Source organism: Sulfuriferula nivalis (assembly GCF_009937995.1).
Classification (GTDB): domain Bacteria; phylum Pseudomonadota; class Gammaproteobacteria; order Burkholderiales; family Sulfuriferulaceae; genus Sulfuriferula; species Sulfuriferula nivalis.
This window is the reverse complement of sequence record NZ_AP021881.1, coordinates 1,503,918-1,526,282: the sequence shown is the minus strand read 5'-3', so window position 1 is coordinate 1,526,282 and position 22,365 is coordinate 1,503,918. Positions and strand designations below refer to the sequence as shown.

The window sequence follows — 22,365 nt, the reverse complement described above, 5'->3', positions numbered from 1 at the left end:
TTTCCACCTTACGGTAACCAGCCCCACAACTTCAGTCGCAACCAGTCTGTAAATGTATGTGTCAACACCCACCACAGACGACGCTCACCCACGTTGATCTTACCCTCCCCTTCCATGCCAGGACGCAACTGCGCTGGTGCCTGACTCAGGTTAGCCTCGACTCTGAAGAAATTTCGTCCGTCACGTGCAGTTGCAACAGGCGTGATTTTACTAACCCTCAAAGGAATGGGTTCTCCCACTATTCCAGAAATCATCAATTGACCAGGCTGTCCCTGTTTCACAAGGCGCATCTCGCTTTCGTCCACCTGCAGAATCACACGATAAGCCTGCAATGGTGCAATTTCAAACAACTGTTTTCCCAGCTCCACTGGCGAACCAATCAACTGACTCAAATCCCCTGAAATAACAACACCATCGAAAGGCGCAGTAATCTCAACATGATTCAGACGATCTGTCACCAGCGCATACTGCGCATCGGCTTGCTGCACCTGAGCGCTTAATATTTGCACCGCGGACATTTCATGATTAGCCTCTGCTTCACGTAACTTGCGAAGGTACTGATCACGTTCGCTTTGCCATTTGTTTTGCTCAAGTTTCAAATCACGATCATCCAGCCTACACAGTACCTGTCCTTTCTTAACCGTATCTCCAGCTCGCACGTAACTAGAAACAACAAAACTATCAAAAGGGGCGACAGCGTCCAACTGCAATTCCCCCTCGATTACAGTTTTTGCAGTTACTCGATAATCGATTTTAACCAGCGCTAATATCAATATCGAGGCAAGTAATAAAGCCGCACTGAATTTCCAGATCAGATAACCCGACCCAAAAAGACGCTCAAGCAAACTATGAAAATCTTCGCGTATACGGGCTATATAACCGCGCTCTGATCTACGCTTCTGATCCATTACCGCAGGCAACAGACTCGTCAATGTATCCAGCCAATCACTATCTGCTGAACCAAAATCGCCCCCAGAATTTCGTTCCAGCATGAGCACACCAATACACTCAGCGTCGAGCAGAAGCGGCAAAGACAAAATGGAGCACGCGCCACTTTCGCGCGCCAACCTAGCGTGCGCAGTATCCTGTTGCGTTACAGACACTGCCTCAACCTCAAGAGCAACTTGATAAGAGACTGGCGCTAATCTATCCAACACATCCTCCATTGCCGCCTTGTACAACTTCATCGTGCTTGAGTTCTTCTCGAACCAGGCCGCGTTGGACATTGCAGCCACCCGCAATGCACCGTCTGTGACTAGGCCGACAGCTACCCGCGAGCATTGCATCTGCCTTGCAACATGATTGGCAACATCGAACAGCATCTGCTGCAAACTGCCACGACGCAAGGCAGTTGCCAGCACTTCCATCACAGAACCTATACGCTCGCTCTTACCCTGATTTACCGCCAACTCACGACGATTCACCAAGTCATGCAACCAGGAGATGCCCCAATGCAACTGACGCAATGAAGCATGTATTTCCGCTTCAGAACGCGCGGTTAATTCCAGCACAACAGCGCCAACCATACGCTTTGAAACCTCAATTGGATATGCAACATGAATGTGCTGATTGACCATATCATCGGGTCTATGCACCACGCCTCGGCCTTCAACCAGAGCGCGCTCAGCGACCGTCCCTAGAAACGACAAATCGCGTATAATTTCTGGCCAGACAGCGAGGGGAAGAAATGTATTTTCTTCCCCTGATCGAAATAGAACCACGCCCGCAACAATACCTGGCAACTGCCTACACAGCAATGCCAGCCACGCTCGACAAAACTGCGCATCATTGCCCGATGCAGAAAATGTGCGCCAAATATCAGCATCATCGTCCTCAATGGACCAACTTCCTGTGCTCTGGTAATTTTTATCCGATGCGCTTATCGCCATCAAAAACCCTCTCCAACTCAACGATATCTATCAACTGATGGCTTAAACGCAGTCATTCATTTCGTTCAGGCTGAGCCTATCGAAAATCTTGCACCTGCAATTTCAAAGACAAGCGACATTATGCATCGCCATACCAATAGCCACTCTCAACCCGTTATAAAATTTATTATGTTACATGACCTGCCTGGAAAGCCGCGCTTCTGGCTGGGGTGTTGCGAGTACGTCTGACGCTTGTTTCGTATAGACCATCCAAGCATCAAAAGCCAATAAATCCGAATCCACTAACTCCCCTGCGGTAGCTTTCAATTTTAGCTGACTCATCATCATGTCATAGCGAGCCTTTTGCAAGTCCTTCGTGGCACTATAAACCTGCTGACGTGCCGTCAACACATCCAACTCTGTTTTCAGGTCGTGGGATTGTCCTTGAATCGTGGAATGTAAATTGAGTGAGGAAAATTTCAAATACTGTAATGCAGCGGTTTGTCGTGCATTATCTGCCTGCCAGCCAAACCAGGCCTGTCGACAGGCCTGGAGCACATTTCGCTTTGCCGTTTCCAAATCCATTCTGGCTTTTTCCTGCATGGCCATCGCCTCGGCAACTTTAGCACTTTGCCCTCCACCTGAATAAATCGGCACACTTAATTGCAAAGCAACGGTAGACTGAACGATAGTAAAACCACTTTGCCCAGGGAATGAACCCACTTGCTGTCCATTGCGACCATAATTAGCTACCAGATCCAGAGTAGGTTCGTGACCAGCGCGCTGTTTTCGTATTTCTTCACTTGCAGCATCAAATCCTCGCAATGCGGCTAATACCAACGGACTCTTCTCTTCTGCATGCTTAAGCCAGAGCTCGAACGTACCAGACCGAGGATCAGTAGCGACATAATTCATGTTCAAAGCAGGTAGAGTCAACGCTACCGATGGCCCAATAATTTGTTCCAGCGCAGCAACCTTGATCAATTGATCGGTTTGGGCACCTGAGTCATCCGCCACAGCCTGATCATATTTTGCATGCGCCTCTTCAACAGCAACCCCATTCACAACCCCCAATTCCGAGGCACGTTTGATCTGATCCCATTGCTGCTTAGTCGCTATCACTTGTGCATCACTAAACACAACCACGTCGCGAGCCGACATCACATCAAACCACGCTTGCGCCAAACGCAACAGCAAGTCTTGTTCGGCAGCAGCAAGTTGATATGTTGCTTGCGAAGCATTTTTATCAGCTTGAGTAACTGCTATCCAGTTGGCATGATGCCAAAGTGGCTGAGTTGCACTCAGCTGAGCACCATTGCTGTTATAGTTATCTACCGCCGAAGACTGACTACCATCTCTGACCTGGTAATTCCTATGATTGCCCGTGGTATTTGCTGTAGCAGAAATTTGAGGCAACAAATTGGCAACAGCCTGCGATGAGCGGGCTTGTGTAGCAAGCAGATTGGCCTGCGCACTTAAAAAAACCGGATCGTTAATTTCAGCAAGTGAAACTGCATCCTTCAGACTCAACGCACTAGCTGGGTAAATCACAACAAAGTTAAAAGTTATCAGGATTAGGCTGGTTAATACATTCCGAAACAACAAATCTCTCCTAGATCTATATCGCTCATACATGAAAAAAATGCATAATGTAACGTTTTTTCATATAATAAAAAACTATTAGTACAAGAATATCTCTATACGACCAATCAAAGTCCATAAAAGATTTATGCTCACGAGAACAAATACATGATGTAATCAAACCGCATTACTATATAGAGTATTGTATTGGAATTGAAATTTTCCGGTTCATTGCACTTCATAGTTTAAATTCAAAACGATTTGCACATGCATGCCAATTAATTTTTTGGAAGTATAACCTGTAAAATCCATTTTTTCTGATGATTCACACAGGCATCTAAAAACTACATAGCCCGATTAAAAAACAAACCCATATACCCACAAATATGATACCCAAAACTTTAGTACAATGTTTATCTGGCTTACTTGCAGCACTGCTGTGGAGTGACGCACAATCTGCCGCTTTATTCGATTGCTTGACAGAACCGACTCAAACAGTTGATATCAGCAGCCCAGTCGTAGGCTTACTCGAAAAAGTCAATGTACAACGTGGTGACAAAGTCCGAAAGGGACAAATAATTGCCAACCTTGAATCAACCGCTGAAACGGCCTCGGTTGCGCTAGCTCTTTACAAATCTGAAATGACTGCTCCAACCATAACAGCTGAAAACAAAATCAAGTTTGCCAAACGCAAATACGAACGACGCCGCGACATGCAGGCACAGGATTTCATGTCTGGGCAAGAGCGAGACGAAGCCGAAAGCGAATTGAAACAGGCAGAAGACGAACTTAAACTGGCACAAGAAAACAAGGCCGCTGCCAAACTGGAATGGCAACAACAAAACAGCTTGCTTAAATTACGCACCATCCGCAGCCCATTTGATGGTGTTGTAGTTGACCAGTCACTTTATCCAGGCGAAGTCATTGAACCCAGCAGTCAAAAGAAATCCATATTAAAACTTGCACAACTCAACCCTTTGCGCATTTATGTTATCTTACCCATGTCTGCATTTGGCAAAGTAACACACGGTATGAAAGTAGACGTTTATCCCGAGTCACCTATTGGTGGTCATTTCATCGGCACCGTCAACATCATAGATCGGGTCGTTAATGCAGCCAGCGGAACCTTCAGTGCTTTCCTTGAAGTCGCCAATCCATCACTAGACATACCTGCCGGAGTCAAATGCAAAGCAAATTTCCCGATCACGCTTGAAGCACCATACAGTATGCACCCTGAGAAAAAATCAATACACGCTCACCCGCTGGAGAATAACAAACTTATAAAATAAGGCTTCCGTACTCACGATTCGTCACCTCGGTCACTGTCATCAGCACGAGTGGCAACAAAGTTGAGGTCTACTTGCCGCCAGCTTCCTTTGAAATTAAGAAGGTGTAAGCTTTCATGTTATTGATAAGGCTCTATGAACTTCATTGAATTTTTGCTACTAAACCGAGATGGCGAAAAAGAACGCAAAGAAAACACCTTTATATGATACAAATTTAAAAATTAAAGATGCATACCTCAAAAAACGTAAGCTACTTCTTGGCTACGCCTCTTATAAAAAAATATAACTAATTATCAATTATTAAGTATCTTTCGTTTTTCATCGGTAAACTCTTGATCCGTCAATGCTCCCGATTTTTTTAGCTCTACCAGACTTTTTAGTAATTCTATTTTTTGCTGTTGAGTTTGAGCTGCTGCAGGCGTCGATGTGTTTGCATTGGTGGCAACTACAGGTGTAGTAGCAAGCTTATTCTCAACCATCTCAGCTGGCTGGACGGGTGGTAATGGAACATTAAAACCAAGTTGTTTAAGCTTATCATCATCAGGACGAGTAACACCCTCTTCAGGAAGCTCTTCAAGTTCAACAAGTATGCCTGGGATTTTTTCTTTTGCCTTAGCCAGCATTTCATTGAACATCTTCTTTGAATACTCTGCATCATTGCCTTGAACGGCATCTTTAATTCCAGACATGATCCCGCTCATTAAACCGCTAGAACTTGATGATTTTTGCTCATTGATAATAGCTATCCTTGTACCCTTTTTGGATAGGTAGACACAACCAAAGATATTTTCTTTGGACTGTCCAAGTATTCCATTACTACTTGAACTGGACACACCCACCTGTGCATAAGCAGAATTTCCGCAACCAATATAGCTCATTGTTACTGGGCCGAGATTTATTGTTTGCGAAGAGGGCTCACTTGGTCGGTCAGGTAGTTCAGTAGGCATTAAGTTAATGTGTTTTGACGGAAAGTAAGTCCGCGTTCCTATTGCAGCCACAAGCGCATCAACAGACCCTTTAACGTCAGTTGGGTCTGGATTTACAAGATAAAATCGACTAATAGTAGATGACGATTCTGCAGCAGCTATGCTGGACATAAAAAACAAAGACGCCAGCAACCCACGAATACCTATTTTTAACATTAAATTACTCCCCTAATTACCACTCTTGATATTATTGTATTTAAGACACTCTGTTCATTTGGTTGCATTACTACAACTAAAGTTAAATCAAAACATTCAGTTTGAACCACTCACCTGCTGTGACACTGGTGCTGTTGGCGACAATGCTGCCAAACCATTGTTGAATATTACTCTTTCGCCAACAGTTGGATTATGACCTTCTCGGTAAAAGAATATTCCAACCTGGTGCGTGTCATTTGTCTCAATGTAAACTTTATCCATATACTTAACACCCTTGTTCGGATCTTGAATTGCATTCGTAGCACCTGCAATGACACCACTCGCAATACTAAGAGGTAATGCCAATGGTCCATCAAAAATTATTCCAGCTGCATTTCCACCATGCGGAGCATTCACGTGATTCTCGACTCCAGTTATCGTGCCTAATGTGCCATCTGCTAATTTTGGAAACTGAATGGGACAAGCTGGTTTGGGGTCACCCACATTTTGCAATACTGGAATACTTGGTGCACAGTAGTTTTCAGAGGCTAAATGGAATCCATTTGGCCCCAAGCTAGCAAGCGGTATGGGTGCGCATCCAGTTAGCAAAGTTGAAGTGAATAATATTACCGTAGTTAGTTTTTTTAACATTTTATCGATTGGTCTTATTAAAAATTAACAACAAAAAACTATGACGTACAAATAACATTAAATCATTATTCTATGAACACAGCATGAGTACTAATTTACGCGAAGTAGTGTATCAAAGATTCAATACTTGGTACATCTAACTTTAGTTGGTAAATAACTCCCGATTGGGTTGTAAATAAGAGCGCTATAACGGGCTCACAACAAAGTCAGCATTCACACAGGTGTAAACTAACTAAGCCCCAATAAAGCTGCCTCCCACCATGCCCCATACCGCCATTTGCACTAACAACCAATAAGCCGCTTTATTCTTATAATGCTTTGCCCTGCTTATCGCAGGATTATTCAAGAAACGCACTTCTACGTGGCCATTAGCACCAAGAGAAGTTGTCCCTGCGCTTTTGGTTTGCATATCAACCGTCGCGGGCAGACAGGCTCGCCAATATGCAATTTGCGCTTGCCGACTTTCATCACTCACGCCACTTCCTTGAAGATGCAAGCAAGTCACAGGGATATTCAATACATCGCCCAACGTTAATAACTGTTGCAAATGTGCAGGATCTTTTACAACTAGCCGTATGTCAGTAACAGGGGATAAAGCTGATTTAGCCGCACACGGCAAGCTACCATTATCATTAATTGTTTGACTGCCCATGGCTTTAAGCGCGTTAACGAAGGCCATGATAAGTTCATGAAGTTCAGGATTTATTGTGACGGAAGCTGGCTGGTCATACCAGCGCGGATAGCGCTTATCAAGTTGCATAATTAACAACTGTAACTGAGCTGATTCAGTTTTTGTGAGTGGAGACAATCTAAATATCGGATTGTCTTGATACGTTTCCAAGACTTTATCAATACTGACAACATCCAACCCTGTGTCTTGTGCAATCTCGTCGATTTGTATGCCTTGCAGGGACTTCTGCAGTACGAGGTCAGGCATCATCCAGCGCTTTGTATGAGCATAAGCACTCAGCAATATTGCATTGGCCGTTACTGCTGGTTGCCATATTTTTTGTGGGTTGGCTGCCCTCTTTGAAATTTGTTTATCATGCAGTTTATTTCTGCTTTTATTCAAGGCAATCTGCAATGGATCGCCCCCGGTTTTTTTAATGGCACTGATAGCAATCCCACTCGTATTGGCGACTAGTTGTTGGGTGCACTGCTGATTCATCTGTCGATCAACCATGCCCAACATGATTACATCCATGAAGTGAATGTAATTGGACAAGGTCATTTCAATATTGCCATGTCCCATCAATTGCCGGAGCCAATACGCATATTTACGACTGTTATCGGCGGGGTTGCTCGGCAAATGGTGTGCCTTTCGTACTAATGCATTAGTTAGCCAGTCTTGTGTTTGAGGATGTGCCGCAAAGAAAGAGGACACTTCAATATCAAACTCAGCAATAAACGCCGCTAACATTTGCCAACTTGCCAGGCTATGGCGAAGTTGATGGAATTTAAGCGTGCTATCACCTGTAATTTGTCTCACTACCTCTATCAGTGGTTTGATCACCAATTGACTGGTAACTGGATGATGGTGATTGGGGAGCGCAAACAAATAATGCGATGATGGTGTTGCCGTATCGTCCTCGGTCTGACTCAGCACGTTTTGCCGTTGCAGGAACCAATGATTAAGCATTTCCCACTCTTGTTCAGGCATCAGTGCTGCCAAGCTGAGATTGCGCTTGGCATTTGCAGTTTTTAATTCCCTTTTAGCCTGAACCGTGTCGGTAGCGTTGCTTTCTCGGATTAATATGCGGGGTGATATGTCGCAATAGATGTAGTCAGCAAATTTCAGATCCATTGCTTCAGTACGACGCAAACCGCACCGAAATCCTAAAATCAGCACGCTCATGGTAATGAAAGCAATGCTGTCTTGTGGATGGATTGAGCAATGTTCACGGTAAAAATCCAAAACGGCGAGATATTCGTCAAAAGTAATGAGATTTGCATTCACTGTATTTCGCGTTGATATCGCTTCACCGAACAATTCTTCTGCCTCAACATCATCAATTAACTCGGCATGTTGATGTGTGCTTAGCCATCTATCAAAACGTTGAAGATCATATTGCAATGTTTGTTTGTGTCGCTGCGACATAGCAGTTTCAATAACCGCTGAGTACAGGTTGATTCTTGCGATCGCTGACATAGTATTGATAGCGTCACTTACCGCAAAGATAACAAGTTTATTGCCTATACTATCAAGTCGTTTAAGTATCACACTGGGGCTACTACCTGCCTGTACGCGATTTTTTGGTAATAAGTCCATGCGCGCATAATCCAGCATTAGTAGGTGATTCGCGTGCAGACTGGCTTGATGATCAATGAGGAAGGTATCAATGGCTGCAACAATGCCTGACACGACCTGCTCTCGATCTCGATCAACCCGCTTATGCTCAAATAATCGACGTAGTTCAGTCCATACTAGCCCATGCGCTGACACAAATGCTTGTGGTGTTTCATTTCCAACATGGGTGACATTACCTGCGATCTCAACTCCATCCAGATCAGTAACGGCTTGCGCCTGCAAATTAAAAACTCGAACACCAGACTGTGCGTTGAGCGTATAGGCATCCATCTCGCTTTGCGCATAGGCCATGACAAAGCTCGGTTGGAACTTGGTTAAATAGTGTGAAATGTCTTTTAACCAGCCCGACAGCCATCTAGGGTAATGGCTAACCTGTAAGCCGACATAACGTACTAATTGGTGCAATATCAGATTTAATTGTGCTTCAGTAGGTGGCGCAATTTCCAAATGCATTATGCGGTACAGCAATAATTCACTGAGCCGCGATAAATACACGCGCTCGTCAGGATTGCTAGACTTGCTGGGGATAGTGACAAATAAACGATCTGCATGAAATTGCCAACGCGTGGAATCCCAGAGCGTAAAATATACAAAGTATAATTTTTTCTCGGTCAATATCAAGCTATCGACCATCAAACTGAATAACAGCACACCATGCCAGTGTTGTGCATCTAAACACACTTCACGCGGTTTGATGCTTTGCTGTAATGCCAGGTATAGTTTCTCAATAGCGATGTTTTTCTGCCAAGAACCTGTTTTGGATAGCGGATTAACGGCTCTATTTACTCTGGCAACATGATTGAATAGGCAGATAGACCATAAATTCTCAAAATTACCATAGTCAATTAAATAATTGAGCACAGTAAAAACATCGCTCAATTTTTCTAATGTCATGTGTGAACGCGAGTCTTGATTATGTTCGTCAGTCAGCCAGTAGGTTTGCGCACATATCTTCTTTTGCAGCTGTTGCACCAGCCATTTTTGCTGTTCTGATGGCACATTGTTAAGTGCCTTTAATTTCGCTCGCGCATCCCCAAGCAAAACCATCAGCAAGCTCATGCCTAATGTAGTCCCCCGATCCTCTTTTCTTATTCGCAGTGCTGAATCTGCAATAAACCGGGTAACCAAACCAGTTAAAAATATATATACATCCTGAACTGGTGTCTTGATTGCAAGCTCAGGCGGATTGCTCCACCAGTCTATAATCGCTTCAGTTTGATTATTGAAGTTCATCGGACAACGACTGCTGTAGGGTGGAAATCAACGGAGGAATATGTAATTTACGTACATAATTCGCTATATGTGTTTTGATAGATTGTCGGTAAGTCACAGGATCAAACAGGCTGTATTTATCCCAGGGTTCAGCACCGAGTTGCCAGTGGCCTAGATAAGCATCTATAAATTCGCCATTTAACTGATCTTCAGTCATCATGGAGCGCAAATAATGGCGATTTGCGTTGGTTTTCATTCGCGTATAGACGGGCATTTGAGCACGAATATCTTCTGTTAATAAATTGATTGCACGCTGACGTGTGTATGCCACCCCAACGATTTTAGATGACTTGTTGTCCCGTTCTTCGTGTTTTAACAATAATATTTGATAACACTTAAGCTGCTGTCGCCCTGCCCGTTTGGCATTACCAAAACGCTGGATCACCCAAGCTTTGAACGATTCATAAGCAAGCAACTCCTGCTGCAATTTATTCGTGACATAAGACAAACGAGTGTTATAACCATTGCTAATATTTTTGTCATTAATGATGGTGAAGCCATCAGCATCAATCTGCTCAGGATGAACATAATTATCAGCCTTATTGCGTGTTGCACAACTGTAAGCGATGTATTGATCAATGAAGATAGCGCAGATATTCGTGACTATCACCAGTTCATCAATACGCAATTCCGCAACATTTCTGCCTTGCAATATATGTTCAATTCCAGCTTTCATTTCCGCGAACGCTGTATTAACCCTTGCAATGACAGGCCGGAAATAATCGCCCAAGTACAACTGATGATTATTTGAACGCTTGGTTACTATCTCAACTTGCTCACCGAAAACAGTGGCGATCTGGCTTATATAAATTTGGTGTAGTTTTCGCACACTGGTTGTCGCATAATGCGTTTGGGTCTGCGCTATGCTTGACTGTCGCTTAGCTATTACAGACGTCAACCACAGATCCGCATTGCTGTTGCGTAGCAAGGTTTTAAGCGCAAAGTTTGATATATCATTTACGCTGAGATGAGTGAGTTTTGCTTGCTCAAGTACATACGCATAACCAGCGATTAATTGTTTTGATGACTGACGCTCACCGGTAGCTAATGGACTTTTTTCATATGCTTTATCATTTGAGTATTGGTAGTACTTCGTAAACAATGTTCGTAGAATAGGTTGCAAAACTGCTGGCACAGGTAATCTCAGATCGCTGCGAACTGGTTTATATAACCTTTTATTCTTGACTCTTACCATCGCAGCTTCGGGACGAACATCGATATAGGCAATTGATAGCTGATCACAATCTTTGCTGATACTACAATAATTGATTCTGTCTTTATCTTCTTGCAGCCAAACCAGCCCAGGCATGGCCTTAAGTTCATATCCCAACAACAGCGTATATAGCAAATAAATACAGGCTCGATAGATATCTATTGATTGCTGTTGTTTATTCGCAATCGCAATTATGCTGTCTATCAAAGTACGTCGTTCAGTGTCAGACAAATCCGAATACAAATATTGTTGGTTATTCTTTATTTGGTTCAGTGCTGCATAACCTGAATGAACTACGATGTCTAAATTCTTAACCTTGGTACAATCATGTTCAACCATCACATAGTCATCATATGAGTCATCATCCAGATCTTGATCCTCTGTTTCCATCTCATTATTTGATGTAACTGGATGCGATTCACGTAAGAACATGACCTGTAAACCATCCTCTAACGTCACAATTTTTGAAGTGGCAATTTGCTTATTGATTCTGATGTGACCTAAACCCTCGAATAGTTTTTTTGTACTGGAAGTACCATAACTATCCATGTCATCTGGATCGCTATTCCGTGGATTGATTATTCTGCGTATCCAGCCACCAATTTTATCTAAATTTGCACGTGTAGCGGTGCCTTCCGGCGCCTGGTTGTTTTTGAGAATCAGGATGGTTTCAGTCATGTCGCCATCCAACTCAACTGCTGGAAAATTCTCAACATGCCCAACATCCAGCAATTGCCGTAAATTTAACCAGTGCGAGTAATATTTTAGATTGAGTGCCTGATAGCCGAACTGATCATCACTTTCCGCCAACGCATTCAAAATCAAGCCAAGTAACTGACTATGTGCGGTTAAACAAGCGATGCTTCGTGGCGTTTCAGCCTGATCAACCGGCCAGACTAAAATGCAATAAATGGCAGATTCTTCGTTATATCCCCACAACGCATTCTCCATCCGCTTGAGAACAAGCGCTTCACGTATTTGTTGGGCATCTTCGGGAAATGCAATCTGATTAGCTAATGCCTGAAATTTGCACAAAACTGCAAATTTTGAGTACGGGATGTTCTCCAGCAGTGTTTCATTTCGTTGTAAGAGCAACTGCGCGGTATTGAACAAACGCTGCAATGTGGGTGCTATGGTTAGCGCTTTCGTCCTGTCTAGTAATGCGCGTATCGCGAGCAATCTTAACAATACATCTTTAACAAAAACACCTGCTGGTGGCACATTGAAAAAACGCATAAACCAATCCACATCCTGGCGGATCGTTTCATCAGCATTCGCTACGGACTGTTTAAATATGTCGACAATATTCGCGTCAGGATTGAGCAGATTCTTGCATTCCTGCACAAAACTGGTGACCGTGACTTTATTGGTATTCATTTGGTTCTTTATGATGTGCAAATATGATCAGGCTAGCATATTTTTCGGAAGCGCAAATGAAAATACTGCAAATATATCAGTTGGTTACTTGCTATACCTCTTAGAATATTTAAGTGACAATCAGCTGATCAAGTATAGGGCTAATAGCTGCACGACAAACTGATTACCCAGGCTTTCAATATAAGACATAGTGTCTTCTTGAAGGGCTTGCCACAACCGTTCCATCCATAAATGCCGAACATCTTGACTGACATCAGCTTTAATAATGATGAGGACTAATGTTGCTATGGCACGATTCACTGCTGCACCCGATGAGCTGTCTACATTTTTAAGTGCAGGGGAAAGTTTTTCCAGTAACAGAAACGCGCCCTCTGCTACAAGGACGGCATCATAACGGGCTGCTAACTTAATTTCCGTATAGTTTCTTTGATGCGCTGGATCGGTGTGGCTGATTTCCAACCGTATGCATGACGTCGGAACCGTGGCACAAACTGCCACTTATGCGCTGTCATGCGCACACATATATAAATTAATCTATGCGTTTAAAATGAAAGGTGATTTTCATGCGGGTTGCCGCCAATTAGCGAGTCGATGTAATGCCCGCAGATGCATAAAATAACCTGCACGCTGAGATGCAACCAGAATAGCAGCGGTTATAGGCGCAAAGAATCCATACTTCCAAGTTCCACGGACACCTTGCACAAATCCTGCTGTAAATGCGTGTATCAATTCCATCATCATGCTCTCCTTAATTACCATAATCAGGAAGTAAAGACTCAATCGCCATTTACAGTCGCGTTTTCCCGACATAACATGCTGCATCAATACTATTTTCAACAATAGTATTAGCAAATTATAAATCTAAATGCGCGTAATTTTGTTTGATTCATCAAAATAATCGGCAGATCTAGACCACACCCCACACAGCGCCAATGTCTATTAAAATGGCCAATTTATCATCCTACCCGCAATAAGCAACCTTCATTCGGCAACTTCTGATAATAGTAATGGTCAGGTTTATTGGCAAAAGCAGCGTTTCTACGATTTATAGCGGCACTGACTTGATCTGCTGATTTTACGATTAACGCAGTCGCATACTTAGCATGACCTTTACGATGGTGCCAAGTTAACATATAGGCTAACGCGCTGGCGCCTTCAGGCCAATTTCGAGCCAATTCAGAGAAGTATGGTTCCAGACTTGCAATCGTTAATTCGTCATGTTGAACAGCATACCCCATAGGGGTATATCCCTGCTCCACAGTCATCGTGATCACCTTACCAAAATCATGTAACAATGCCGCACAGAGTGTTAGTTCCTGTTCGTTAATGGAAACCTCGGGCATGTCTCTTAACCACTGATAACTTAATAGCGCCACATCCAGACTATGTTCCAGCAACCCGCCTGGATAAGCATGATGATGTGAGCCGCTTGCTGGCAATGTGACAAACTTCAACATTTTCTGTTCATCTTTAAGTAAAGCCCAGATAAATTGCTGCAAGGCAGAATGATTTAAAAACATTGCAAACCTGACTAGTCGCATCAGATCATTTGGACGTTTTGCTACGTTAGCTAATCTATACAAATAATCCACGTCCAATGAGATGGGTGGGTTGAATGAAGTTATGTTGCGTTTAATTTCCTGCATACTGACATGAGTGGTGGTAGATATTGTCATTACATCCACCCCTCATGGTATTGAGCTAAACGCGCTTTAAGTTTCATGATTAAATAATTGAACAAATCATCTGCACCCACCCATTCAGTTTGTTTAAGTGTACGTGTTATCCATATAACCAAGGCTTCTTCATTGTTTTTACACTGGGAACAACCCAGTATAAATGGCAGCTCTATCCCATGATGTATTTGGAATACATACTTCAGGCTTTCTACCAATCGCGCCATGACTTGTGGGTCGGTTAAATTAATGTCATCTATGCTGTACTTATAGGATGGTTGCTTTAATGACACCAAAGATGTTCGCGTGACTTTATCCATGTTGAGCCACCTCATCGCTAGTTAATAACTGATCCCAATGATGTACTTCTGTCGCTACTCGATCAGGGCTGAGTGCTATCCCTGAGGTGGGTGGTGTAATTTGTATGCTAGCGGCTATCAGGCGCTCCATAGCTGATCCATCTTGCCGTGTTAAATTGGGTACATAGCGGGTATAAACGGTAAACAACATTTCAGTATTGCTATGCCCCATTTGTTTAGCAATCCAGGTCGGATTCTCCCCTGCTCCCAACCACAATGTCGCCGATGTATGGCGAGTCTCATAGGGGCGTCGATAAGGAATACCCAAATACGCTAGCAACGGTGTCCATACCCGATGCAAGAAATTAGAATTGCTAATGGGTTGCCCATCTCGCGTTACAAATACGCATTCATACAGGCCACCCTGTGCTTGTTTATGTGCCATTAGGGCATCATAAACCAACTGGTTCATCTCAATTTCACGCTGAGAACCATCGTTCTTGGTATATTCCCACTGTCCATAGCTATGTGTTTCACGCACGAGTATCTGGCGCTTATCAAAATCAACATATTTCCACTTTAAACCATCTATTTCACCTGTACGCATACCAGTAAAAAAGCGAACAATTAAATAAGCCCGCCAATCAGCCCGTACATGACTAATTATTTTATTTACCTCTTCCACCGTGAACGGCTCTATATGTACTTTATCCTCTTTAAGTGGCTTGATACCACGATAAGGCGTGTTAAAATCATAGCGGATGGCTGCTTCGTCAATAATCATCTTGAATAATTTCAGGAATTTATTGATGGTCTTAGGCTTTAATTTTCCGTTTGCAGATTTGGCGATCATTGAGCGGAATTTAAGGATATCGGCTTTGCCGATGCAGCCAACCATTATTTCCCCAAAATAGGGATTCAGTCGATTATCAATATAAGCCTGATAACCCTTAGCTGTACTACTGCGCCAGGTAGGCCGTAACTCATCAAACCATTGTGCAGCAAAATCCTTAAAATAAGGTGTCGTAGGAATCACAGGAATATCCGCTGATACAATGGGCTGAACCACCACAGTATTGATTTCCTGCAATCGATTCAACATAGGACTGTTTGGAAAGTAACGCGCGTAGTCAAATTTACCAGAAGCAATTTCAGCTTCAATCTTAGTCATGACAACACTAAGTTTTTTATGGTTAATGGGTGTGTTTGGCAGCATGGTCTGCTCACGGCATCGCATTTTTTTGTATTGGAAGTCAAAATACAAAGTATTGGTTTCTGTTCTGGTTCTTATTTGACCCATCATGCATCTCCTTTCAATTATGCATAGCACAATGAGCCATTGCTCATTGGAACGGCAAACGCAGATTGACCACTAAACATATCAGCTTCAATATGTTCCCAAATGAATAAAATTTTGCGTTGACCGAATGGGCGAACATAATGCCGACCTTCTAATATCACGCTGTCCATCAACACCTGCCGAATCGTGCGCGGATTATATTTGATACGCTGTGCTAACTCTTCCGTTGTTAAATATGTGAGGCTCATAGTAAAATCTCCTAAATTGTGCAATTCATACAAACAAAGATACAAATATTTATCTTTGTTGATATAAATATATCACAATTAAGCACAAAATCAATATCATTTGATAAATATATTTATCTTTTAATAACTTTATGTGAATTACGCCAATATAATGATCAGATTTAAATTAAAAGAGATAACTGCAAAGCATGAATTTTTGAGCGGAAAGCGAATTAGCTTAAAGGATATTAGTGCTGCAACGGGTATCAATCGGATGACATTAACGAAAATAAATACAATTGCGGATTACAGTACTTCTACAGATACACTTAATAAACTATGCACATATTTTGATTGCAAGATTGAGGATTTAATTGAGTATGTGTCTGATGACATGTTTGAAAAGATGAAACAATCTACAACAGAAAAATAATAACTACAGTTATTGCTCTTGATGAATAACAGACAAACGAGCAGTCTTTTACTCAATTGTCCTCCATTCAAATTAGTCAAACCACTTGACACAGAATTGGCACAGATTTGTCACACAAGCTAATGACTATGAATATTCGGATAGTCACATTGCAGCAGCATCGCTTCATATACGCCTAGATAAACCGGCTATTCACCCTGCAAACCTCATCAAATAGGCATCTGTGGGTTTTTATTTAGCAAAACCACTTGCGTTTTATCCTGTAATCTTTATAATGCCTATCTTCAATTCCCTGATAGCTCAGTCGGTAGAGCGACGACTGTTAATCTATTTCAGCAATTAAACAGCCCATCATTTCAATTGATATTAATGTTCATATATTGCTATAGCCCAGTATATACGGACATGAGTATCTAATTAGCATTAATATCCCGCAGTTAAATCAACCAACATTAATGTAATTTTCATCAAAAAGCGAACTTTAATTTTTCCAACTTTTTGAGTAAAAGACTAGGGCTTATATTGATTTATGTTAGCTAAAAACCAAGGTTAAATTATCTACTTTTCGGTCATCCTGTCAGTTGTCATAGTCACATTTTCCCTGTCGATTCATTACCGTGATAACGAACTCGATTCATTAATTACCCTTCCCAATTCCACTATAAATTTCTTTGTATAAGCGTGAATGAATCTCTAGATTAAGTTGAGAAAACGCACAAATGGAATCTGGCGTTATCTAGCAAACTGGTGAAATCACATTTCTAAATATTGTGTTGCATGTAACAAATAAAACATATATATTTGTTACAACACTCAACAGGACGATACTCATGGCAAACACACACGTAAATACCCGGGTTCAAAAACATCGCGACATGCTACGCATGGCTGGACTTCGTCCTGTGCAAATTTGGGTACCAGATACACGACGTTCAGACTTTGCGGAGGAATGTCACCGCCAGAGCCGCCTTGCTGCCGAATCCGATGTAGCCAACAAAGATATAGGGCAGTTCATGGACGAAGCTTTGGCTGACGTTGATGGTTGGACGGAGTGATGCGAGGTGATTTCGTGACTATCGCTATGCAAGGTGACTTTGGTAAACCAAGACCGGCCTTGGTGATTCAGGCAGATATGTTTAACGAGCTTGCGACCATAACACTGCTGCCAGTAACGAGCACGCTGGTTGGCGCCCCGCTATTCCGTGTTACTGTTCAACCCAATGAAAAAAACGGCCTGCAGAAGCCTTCACAGGTAATGGTAGATAAGGCAATTACTGTAAAACGTGAAAAGGTTGGGAATACCCTAGGACATATTGATACAGTTACGATGATAGAAATTGAGCGTTGCATGGCCGTGTTTATAGGAATATCCAAGTAAAACGACTTTTTTAAATTGATAACTACATCTATGCCCCGCTTTCAGGCATGGTGGGATTTAAAGCTATACTGTGGTAATGCCGTCAAGGAGCTACTCAAGGTGGTGCGCCAACCAAAGGAAGCCAAAAAATAACCTATGCGGCAGTCTGTAGTACGATTTTATTCACTATTTCTCCAACATCCTCATCCCCACCGTTAACAATGATATCTGGTGTCAATGGTGGTTCATAAGCACTGCCTATGCCAGAAAGATTAGGTAGTTGACCTGCCCTGGCTTTTTTATACAAACCCTTCACGTCACGTTGCTCGCACACTTCCAGCGGTGTGTTTACATACACTTCAATGAAGTTCCCCAGCCCTATGAGTTCGCGCGCCATCTCACGCTCGCGGCGGAATGGTGAGATGAATGCAGTTATGACTATCAGACCAGCATCCATCATCAGCTTGGCCAATTCGGCGATGCGACGGATATTTTCCACGCGATCGGCATCGGTAAAGCCTAAATCCTTGTTCAAGCCGCCACGCATGTTATCACCATCAAGTATGTAAGTGCGGTGCCCTGTAGCATACAGCGCTACTTCCAGCGAATTGGCGATAGTTGACTTGCCGGAGCCAGATAAGCCAGTGAACCATATTACCCGGCCTTTATGACCGTTCAGTTTCTCGCGCTCGGTCTTACCAATGCTGAGCGCCTGTTTGTGCACGTTTTTCGCACGGCGTAAGCTGTGCCTGATCATGCCTACGGCAACAGTGGCATGGTTGAATTTATCCACCATAATAAAGCCGCCCAGTATTTTTGACTGGGTGTAGGTATCGCATACGATAGGCTTGCTTAAAGAGATATTGCAGACACCGATGTCATTCATAGTCAGTTGTCTTGCTGCTTCCTGGGCTAGATAGTGTCGTCACGAGATAGTGAGCCAAAGCGCAAGGCAGCGTATGCGGACTGCGGCCAGGAATGATGCGACGTTTTTAGCGTAGCGCGTAGCGATGCTGCGCCAGCGCTTGAGATGCAGAAACGCGTTCTCAACGAGATGGCGATGTCGGTAGAGGTGTTTGTCATAACTTCGTTGCTCCTTTCTGTTCTTGCGAGGCGGGATGACGACGCTCATGCCTTGAGCGATGGCCTGCTCGACGATGGCATCGCTGTCGTAACCCTTGTCGGCTAGCAGGTGTTCGGCGCTGATGCCTTCGATCAATTGTGCAGCCTGCGTACAATCTGCAGCGGCACCGTGCGTAACAATGACTCGGATCGGCATACCATGCGCATCCACGGCCAGATGTAGTTTGGTGTTGAGCCCCCTTTTGTAAGGCTCATGGCTTGATTGCCGCCACGGGCGCCTGCGGCGTGCGGATGAACCTTGATATGGCTGGCATCAATCATCAGCCATTCGTAATCAGGTTCGTCGATCAATTGCTCCAGCAATGCCTCCCAGGCGCCATTGTCACGCCACCGGCAGAACCTTCGGTGCGTGTTCTTCCAGCCCCCATACGAGGGCGGCAAATCCCGCCACGGCGCGCCCGTTCTCAAAATCCAGCATACCGCATTGATAAATCGCCGGTTGTCGTGTGCGATGCCGCCCCAGACGCCTTTACGCCCCAGCAATCGCGGCTCAAGCAGCGCCCACGCAGCATCAGAAATGTCGTGTCTTTGATAGGCCTCAGCCATTCGCGTCTACCGTAGTTTATGTAAAAGGCTATTTTAGCACATCTCGTGACGACACTATCTAGGGTATTCACATCCACCTTGTGCTTGATCGAAGTGATGGAGGCGGATGCCCATTGTGTCGCCAGCTTCAAATCATAATTACGACCGATCAGGCCCTCCTCCTCATTCATCCACACTATGGTGGCTTCGAACTGGTCAGTCATCTCCAGTGGTTTCTGTACGAGGGTCATGACATCGCCACGCGAAGCATCAATTTCTTTGTCCAGTGTCAGCGTGACCGCCTGCCCTTGCTGCGCGGTTGCTAACGAACCGTCCATGGTCACGATCTCGGCTATGGTAGCGATTTGACCAGATGCGTTGATGCGTATGGTGTCGCCAACCTTGGCGCTGCCTTCTACCAGCGTGCCAGCAAAGCCACGGAAACCTGAATCTGGCCGATTGACCCACTGTACCGGGAACACCATTCGGTCTGACGCAGGCTGGCCGAAATCTACAGTTTCCAGATACCCCATCAGCGTAGGCCCAGCATACCAGGGTGTCTGCGGCGAACGGTCAATGATATTATCGCCCTTGAGGGCGGATACTGGAATTGCTGTCATCGACTCAAATCCAAGGCTCTGTGCAAATGCCTTGAAATCTTCACGAATCTGTTCGAAAACACCCGCGCCATAATCCGCTCTGTCCATCTTGTTAATCGCCAGCACTACATGGCGAATACCCATGAGTGAGACCAGATAGGCATGGCGGCGGGTCTGGGTGAGCACGCCTTGTGTCGCATCTACCAATATCACCGCCACATCAGCGGTGGAGGCACCAGTAATCATGTTACGTGTGTATTGTTCGTGCCCTGGGGTATCGGCCACGATGAATTTGCGTTTGTCAGTAGCAAAGAAGCGGTAGGCTACATCGATGGTGATACCCTGTTCACGCTCGGCGGCGAGGCCGTCTACCAGCAGGGCATAATCAATATCATCGCCCTGGGTGCCGAATTTTTTGGAATCCTGTTTGAGGGATGCCAGCTGATCCTCGAATAACTGCTTGGACTCCCACAATAAACGGCCGATGAGCGTGCTCTTGCCATCGTCCACGCTGCCGCAGGTAATGAAGCGTAGCAGCTCGAGTTTTTGTTGTTGCGCGAGGAATGCAGCTATCGTATTCGGCACAGCATCTTGTTGTTTGCTGGATGATTTAGTACGCATCAGAAATACCCCGCCTGTTTTTTCTTTTCCATGGAGGCGGCTGAGTCCGCATCGATTGCGCGACCTTGCCGTTCCGAGCTGCTGGCGCCGAGCAATTCCAGGATGATCTCTGGCAAGCTGGCAGCTTGTGACTCCACAGCACCAGTAAGCGGGTAACAGCCTAAAGTACGGAAGCGCACTTTGCGCCGTTCGATGACCTCGCCGGGTTGCAAGCACATGCGCGCATCGTCCACCATTGTGATCGTGCCGTCACGTACCACGACAGGACGTTCCTTGGCAAAATACAAAGGTACCACTGGGATGTTTTCTTGATAAATGTACTGCCAGATATCCAGTTCAGTCCAGTTCGATAATGGGAACACCCGTATGCTTTCGCCCTGGCTTTTGCGGGTATTGTAGAGGCTCCATACTTCTGGCCGTTGGTGTTTGGCATCCCACTGGTGGGTTACGGTGCGGAAGGAAAAAACACGTTCCTTGGCGCGTGATTTTTCTTCATCACGCCGTGCGCCACCAAAGGCCACATCAAATTTGTATTGATCCAGCGCCTGTTTCAGCCCCTCGGTCTTGGTGATGTCGGTATGCAAAGACGAGCCGTGATCAAAGGGGTTGATGTCTTTTTCTATCGCCACTGGGTTGATATGCACCAGCAAATTCATGCCGCTTACCTGCGCCAGGTTATCACGGAACAAATACATCTCCTGAAATTTCCAGCGCGTATCCACATGCAACAAAGGGAAAGGCGGTAGTGCTGGATAAAAAGCCTTGCGCGCCAAGTGCAGCATAACTGCGCTGTCTTTGCCGATGGAATAGAGCATGACAGGATTTTCTGCTTCGGCAACCGCCTCACGCAGAATATGGATGCTTTCGGCTTCCAGCCGGGCTAAATGGATCGCTGCAGCATTGCGCGGACTACCTGCTAGGGACTGGCTGCTTAAATCCAGTATCGGTGGGTAACCCAGCAAGCAGAATGTGACGCCCGATAATTTGCTGGCGGCGCGGCACCACTTGGTCAGTTCACCATGAGGCACGATGGCCAGTGGTTTATTCAAATGGGTTTGCAATAAACTCAAGGCGCTTTCAATAAATTTTTGATCTACTTTGCCAACGGGTAGCGGCACCCAATAGCGGCCACCACGCGCATCATTCGCATGCAGACATGCGCCGCCACTCGGTAGGTTGTGTAACTGAGCAAATAGCACCAGACTACGCTTGACCTTGGCTTCTGTGATTTCGCTGCTTAGTACGGCAGGTGTGGGGACACGCTCCAGTTCGTCACGTACATCCGTTGATTTGATTTCTGCTGGTAGAATATTCAGCTCATGCAAACGGCGCTCAGCAGTGCGTTTGGTTTCTGCCTGGCCAAGTTGGCTAAGTTGCTGAAATGCAAGCTCGGTATCCCATGCCTGGGGATTATTGAGACCAAAGAGTTCGATTCTAGTCATGCCGCACCAATGTGTCGCAATATGATAATTAAAAGAATAAACTGTAAAATTTATCAACACAATACA

At 44.4% G+C, this 22,365-nt stretch carries 19 protein-coding genes and 2 pseudogenes; 4 read left to right on the top strand and 17 right to left on the bottom strand.

The window, feature by feature from the left end:
* Nucleotides 1-8 precede the first annotated feature (8 nt).
* Together SFSGTM_RS07765 and SFSGTM_RS07760 are read right to left on the bottom strand one after the other, a co-directional pair.
* Nucleotides 9-1,889: a GAF domain-containing protein gene (locus SFSGTM_RS07765; RefSeq protein ID WP_162084662.1), complete on the bottom strand. Its 1,881-nt coding sequence runs from the start codon at nucleotides 1,887-1,889 to the stop codon at nucleotides 9-11.
* A gap of 171 nt (nucleotides 1,890-2,060) precedes the next feature.
* Nucleotides 2,061-3,473: a TolC family outer membrane protein gene (locus SFSGTM_RS07760; protein WP_162084661.1), complete on the bottom strand. Its 1,413-nt coding sequence runs from the start codon at nucleotides 3,471-3,473 to the stop codon at nucleotides 2,061-2,063.
* A 362-nt stretch (nucleotides 3,474-3,835) separates the two neighbouring features.
* On the opposite strand from SFSGTM_RS07760, the gene SFSGTM_RS07755 reads away from it, so the two are divergent.
* A complete protein-coding gene (locus SFSGTM_RS07755) occupies nucleotides 3,836-4,738 on the top strand; it encodes an efflux RND transporter periplasmic adaptor subunit (protein WP_162084660.1) in 903 nt (300 codons plus the stop codon).
* 290 nt (nucleotides 4,739-5,028) lie between these two features.
* Here the strand turns inward: SFSGTM_RS07755 and SFSGTM_RS07750 are convergent, their stop codons facing one another.
* From SFSGTM_RS07750 to SFSGTM_RS07705, 10 genes are all read right to left on the bottom strand, one after another.
* A complete protein-coding gene (locus SFSGTM_RS07750; protein ID WP_162084659.1) occupies nucleotides 5,029-5,877 on the bottom strand; it encodes an SHOCT domain-containing protein in 849 nt (282 codons plus the stop codon).
* A gap of 96 nt (nucleotides 5,878-5,973) precedes the next feature.
* Nucleotides 5,974-6,507 carry a hypothetical protein gene (locus tag SFSGTM_RS07745; protein WP_162084658.1) on the bottom strand — a complete coding sequence of 178 codons (534 nt, stop codon included), beginning with the start codon at nucleotides 6,505-6,507 and terminating at the stop codon, nucleotides 5,974-5,976.
* A gap of 232 nt (nucleotides 6,508-6,739) precedes the next feature.
* Entirely contained in the window at nucleotides 6,740-10,048 is a 3,309-nt protein-coding gene (locus SFSGTM_RS07740; RefSeq protein WP_162084657.1) for a tyrosine-type recombinase/integrase, read from the bottom strand.
* Nucleotides 10,035-12,677, bottom strand: a complete 2,643-nt coding sequence (locus SFSGTM_RS07735) for a hypothetical protein (RefSeq protein ID WP_162084656.1) — start codon at nucleotides 12,675-12,677, stop codon at nucleotides 10,035-10,037. Before SFSGTM_RS07735 ends, SFSGTM_RS07740 begins: the two co-directional genes overlap by 14 nt.
* 120 nt (nucleotides 12,678-12,797) lie before the next feature.
* On the bottom strand, nucleotides 12,798-13,136 hold the full coding sequence (locus tag SFSGTM_RS07730) for a hypothetical protein (RefSeq protein ID WP_179954407.1): 339 nt from the start codon (nucleotides 13,134-13,136) through the stop codon (nucleotides 12,798-12,800).
* A 102-nt stretch (nucleotides 13,137-13,238) separates the two neighbouring features.
* Nucleotides 13,239-13,487: a hypothetical protein gene (locus SFSGTM_RS07725; protein WP_162084655.1), complete on the bottom strand. Its 249-nt coding sequence runs from the start codon at nucleotides 13,485-13,487 to the stop codon at nucleotides 13,239-13,241.
* Nucleotides 13,488-13,633: 146 nt separating this feature from the next.
* Nucleotides 13,634-14,353 carry an HD domain-containing protein gene (locus tag SFSGTM_RS07720; RefSeq protein ID WP_162084654.1) on the bottom strand — a complete coding sequence of 240 codons (720 nt, stop codon included), beginning with the start codon at nucleotides 14,351-14,353 and terminating at the stop codon, nucleotides 13,634-13,636.
* A complete protein-coding gene (locus tag SFSGTM_RS07715) occupies nucleotides 14,353-14,673 on the bottom strand; it encodes a hypothetical protein (RefSeq protein WP_162084653.1) in 321 nt (106 codons plus the stop codon). Before SFSGTM_RS07715 ends, SFSGTM_RS07720 begins: the two co-directional genes overlap by 1 nt.
* Nucleotides 14,666-15,952 (bottom strand): Arm DNA-binding domain-containing protein, encoded by a 1,287-nt coding sequence (locus tag SFSGTM_RS07710; protein WP_162086245.1) that lies wholly within the window; start codon nucleotides 15,950-15,952, stop codon nucleotides 14,666-14,668. Before SFSGTM_RS07710 ends, SFSGTM_RS07715 begins: the two co-directional genes overlap by 8 nt.
* A gap of 17 nt (nucleotides 15,953-15,969) precedes the next feature.
* Nucleotides 15,970-16,200 (bottom strand): hypothetical protein, encoded by a 231-nt coding sequence (locus SFSGTM_RS07705; RefSeq protein ID WP_162084652.1) that lies wholly within the window; start codon nucleotides 16,198-16,200, stop codon nucleotides 15,970-15,972.
* A gap of 151 nt (nucleotides 16,201-16,351) precedes the next feature.
* Here SFSGTM_RS07705 and SFSGTM_RS07700 point away from each other — a divergent pair, with 151 nt between their 5' ends.
* The 3 genes from SFSGTM_RS07700 (at nucleotide 16,352) to SFSGTM_RS07690 (ending at nucleotide 17,990) form a co-directional block, all read left to right on the top strand.
* Nucleotides 16,352-16,612 carry a helix-turn-helix domain-containing protein gene (locus SFSGTM_RS07700; protein ID WP_162084651.1) on the top strand — a complete coding sequence of 87 codons (261 nt, stop codon included), beginning with the start codon at nucleotides 16,352-16,354 and terminating at the stop codon, nucleotides 16,610-16,612.
* Nucleotides 16,613-17,442: 830 nt separating this feature from the next.
* Nucleotides 17,443-17,667 carry an antitoxin MazE family protein gene (locus SFSGTM_RS07695; RefSeq protein ID WP_162084650.1) on the top strand — a complete coding sequence of 75 codons (225 nt, stop codon included), beginning with the start codon at nucleotides 17,443-17,445 and terminating at the stop codon, nucleotides 17,665-17,667.
* Nucleotides 17,667-17,990 (top strand): type II toxin-antitoxin system PemK/MazF family toxin, encoded by a 324-nt coding sequence (locus tag SFSGTM_RS07690; protein WP_162084649.1) that lies wholly within the window; start codon nucleotides 17,667-17,669, stop codon nucleotides 17,988-17,990. The genes SFSGTM_RS07695 and SFSGTM_RS07690 overlap by 1 nt, the downstream gene beginning before the upstream one ends.
* A 133-nt stretch (nucleotides 17,991-18,123) precedes the next feature.
* Here SFSGTM_RS07690 and cysC read toward each other — a convergent pair whose 3' ends face one another.
* The 5 genes and pseudogenes from cysC to cysD all read right to left on the bottom strand — a co-directional run bounded on the left by cysC (nucleotide 18,124) and on the right by cysD (nucleotide 22,299).
* Entirely contained in the window at nucleotides 18,124-18,726 is a 603-nt protein-coding gene (cysC, locus tag SFSGTM_RS07685; RefSeq protein WP_434784342.1) for an adenylyl-sulfate kinase, read from the bottom strand.
* Nucleotides 18,727-18,729: 3 nt separating this feature from the next.
* Nucleotides 18,730-18,867: pseudogene (locus SFSGTM_RS17365) on the bottom strand (elongation factor 1-alpha C-terminal domain-related protein); the annotation flags it as partial.
* Nucleotides 18,868-18,894: 27 nt separating this feature from the next.
* Nucleotides 18,895-19,595: pseudogene (locus SFSGTM_RS07680) on the bottom strand (IS5 family transposase).
* Nucleotides 19,517-20,857, bottom strand: a complete 1,341-nt coding sequence (locus SFSGTM_RS07675) for a sulfate adenylyltransferase subunit 1 (RefSeq protein WP_434784341.1) — start codon at nucleotides 20,855-20,857, stop codon at nucleotides 19,517-19,519. Before SFSGTM_RS07675 ends, SFSGTM_RS07680 begins: the two are co-directional and overlap by 79 nt.
* Complete coding sequence (gene cysD / locus SFSGTM_RS17195; RefSeq protein ID WP_162084646.1) at nucleotides 20,857-22,299, bottom strand: sulfate adenylyltransferase subunit CysD; 1,443 nt, start codon at nucleotides 22,297-22,299, stop codon at nucleotides 20,857-20,859. The genes SFSGTM_RS07675 and cysD overlap by 1 nt, the downstream gene beginning before the upstream one ends.
* Between the last annotated feature and the right edge of the window lie 66 nt (nucleotides 22,300-22,365).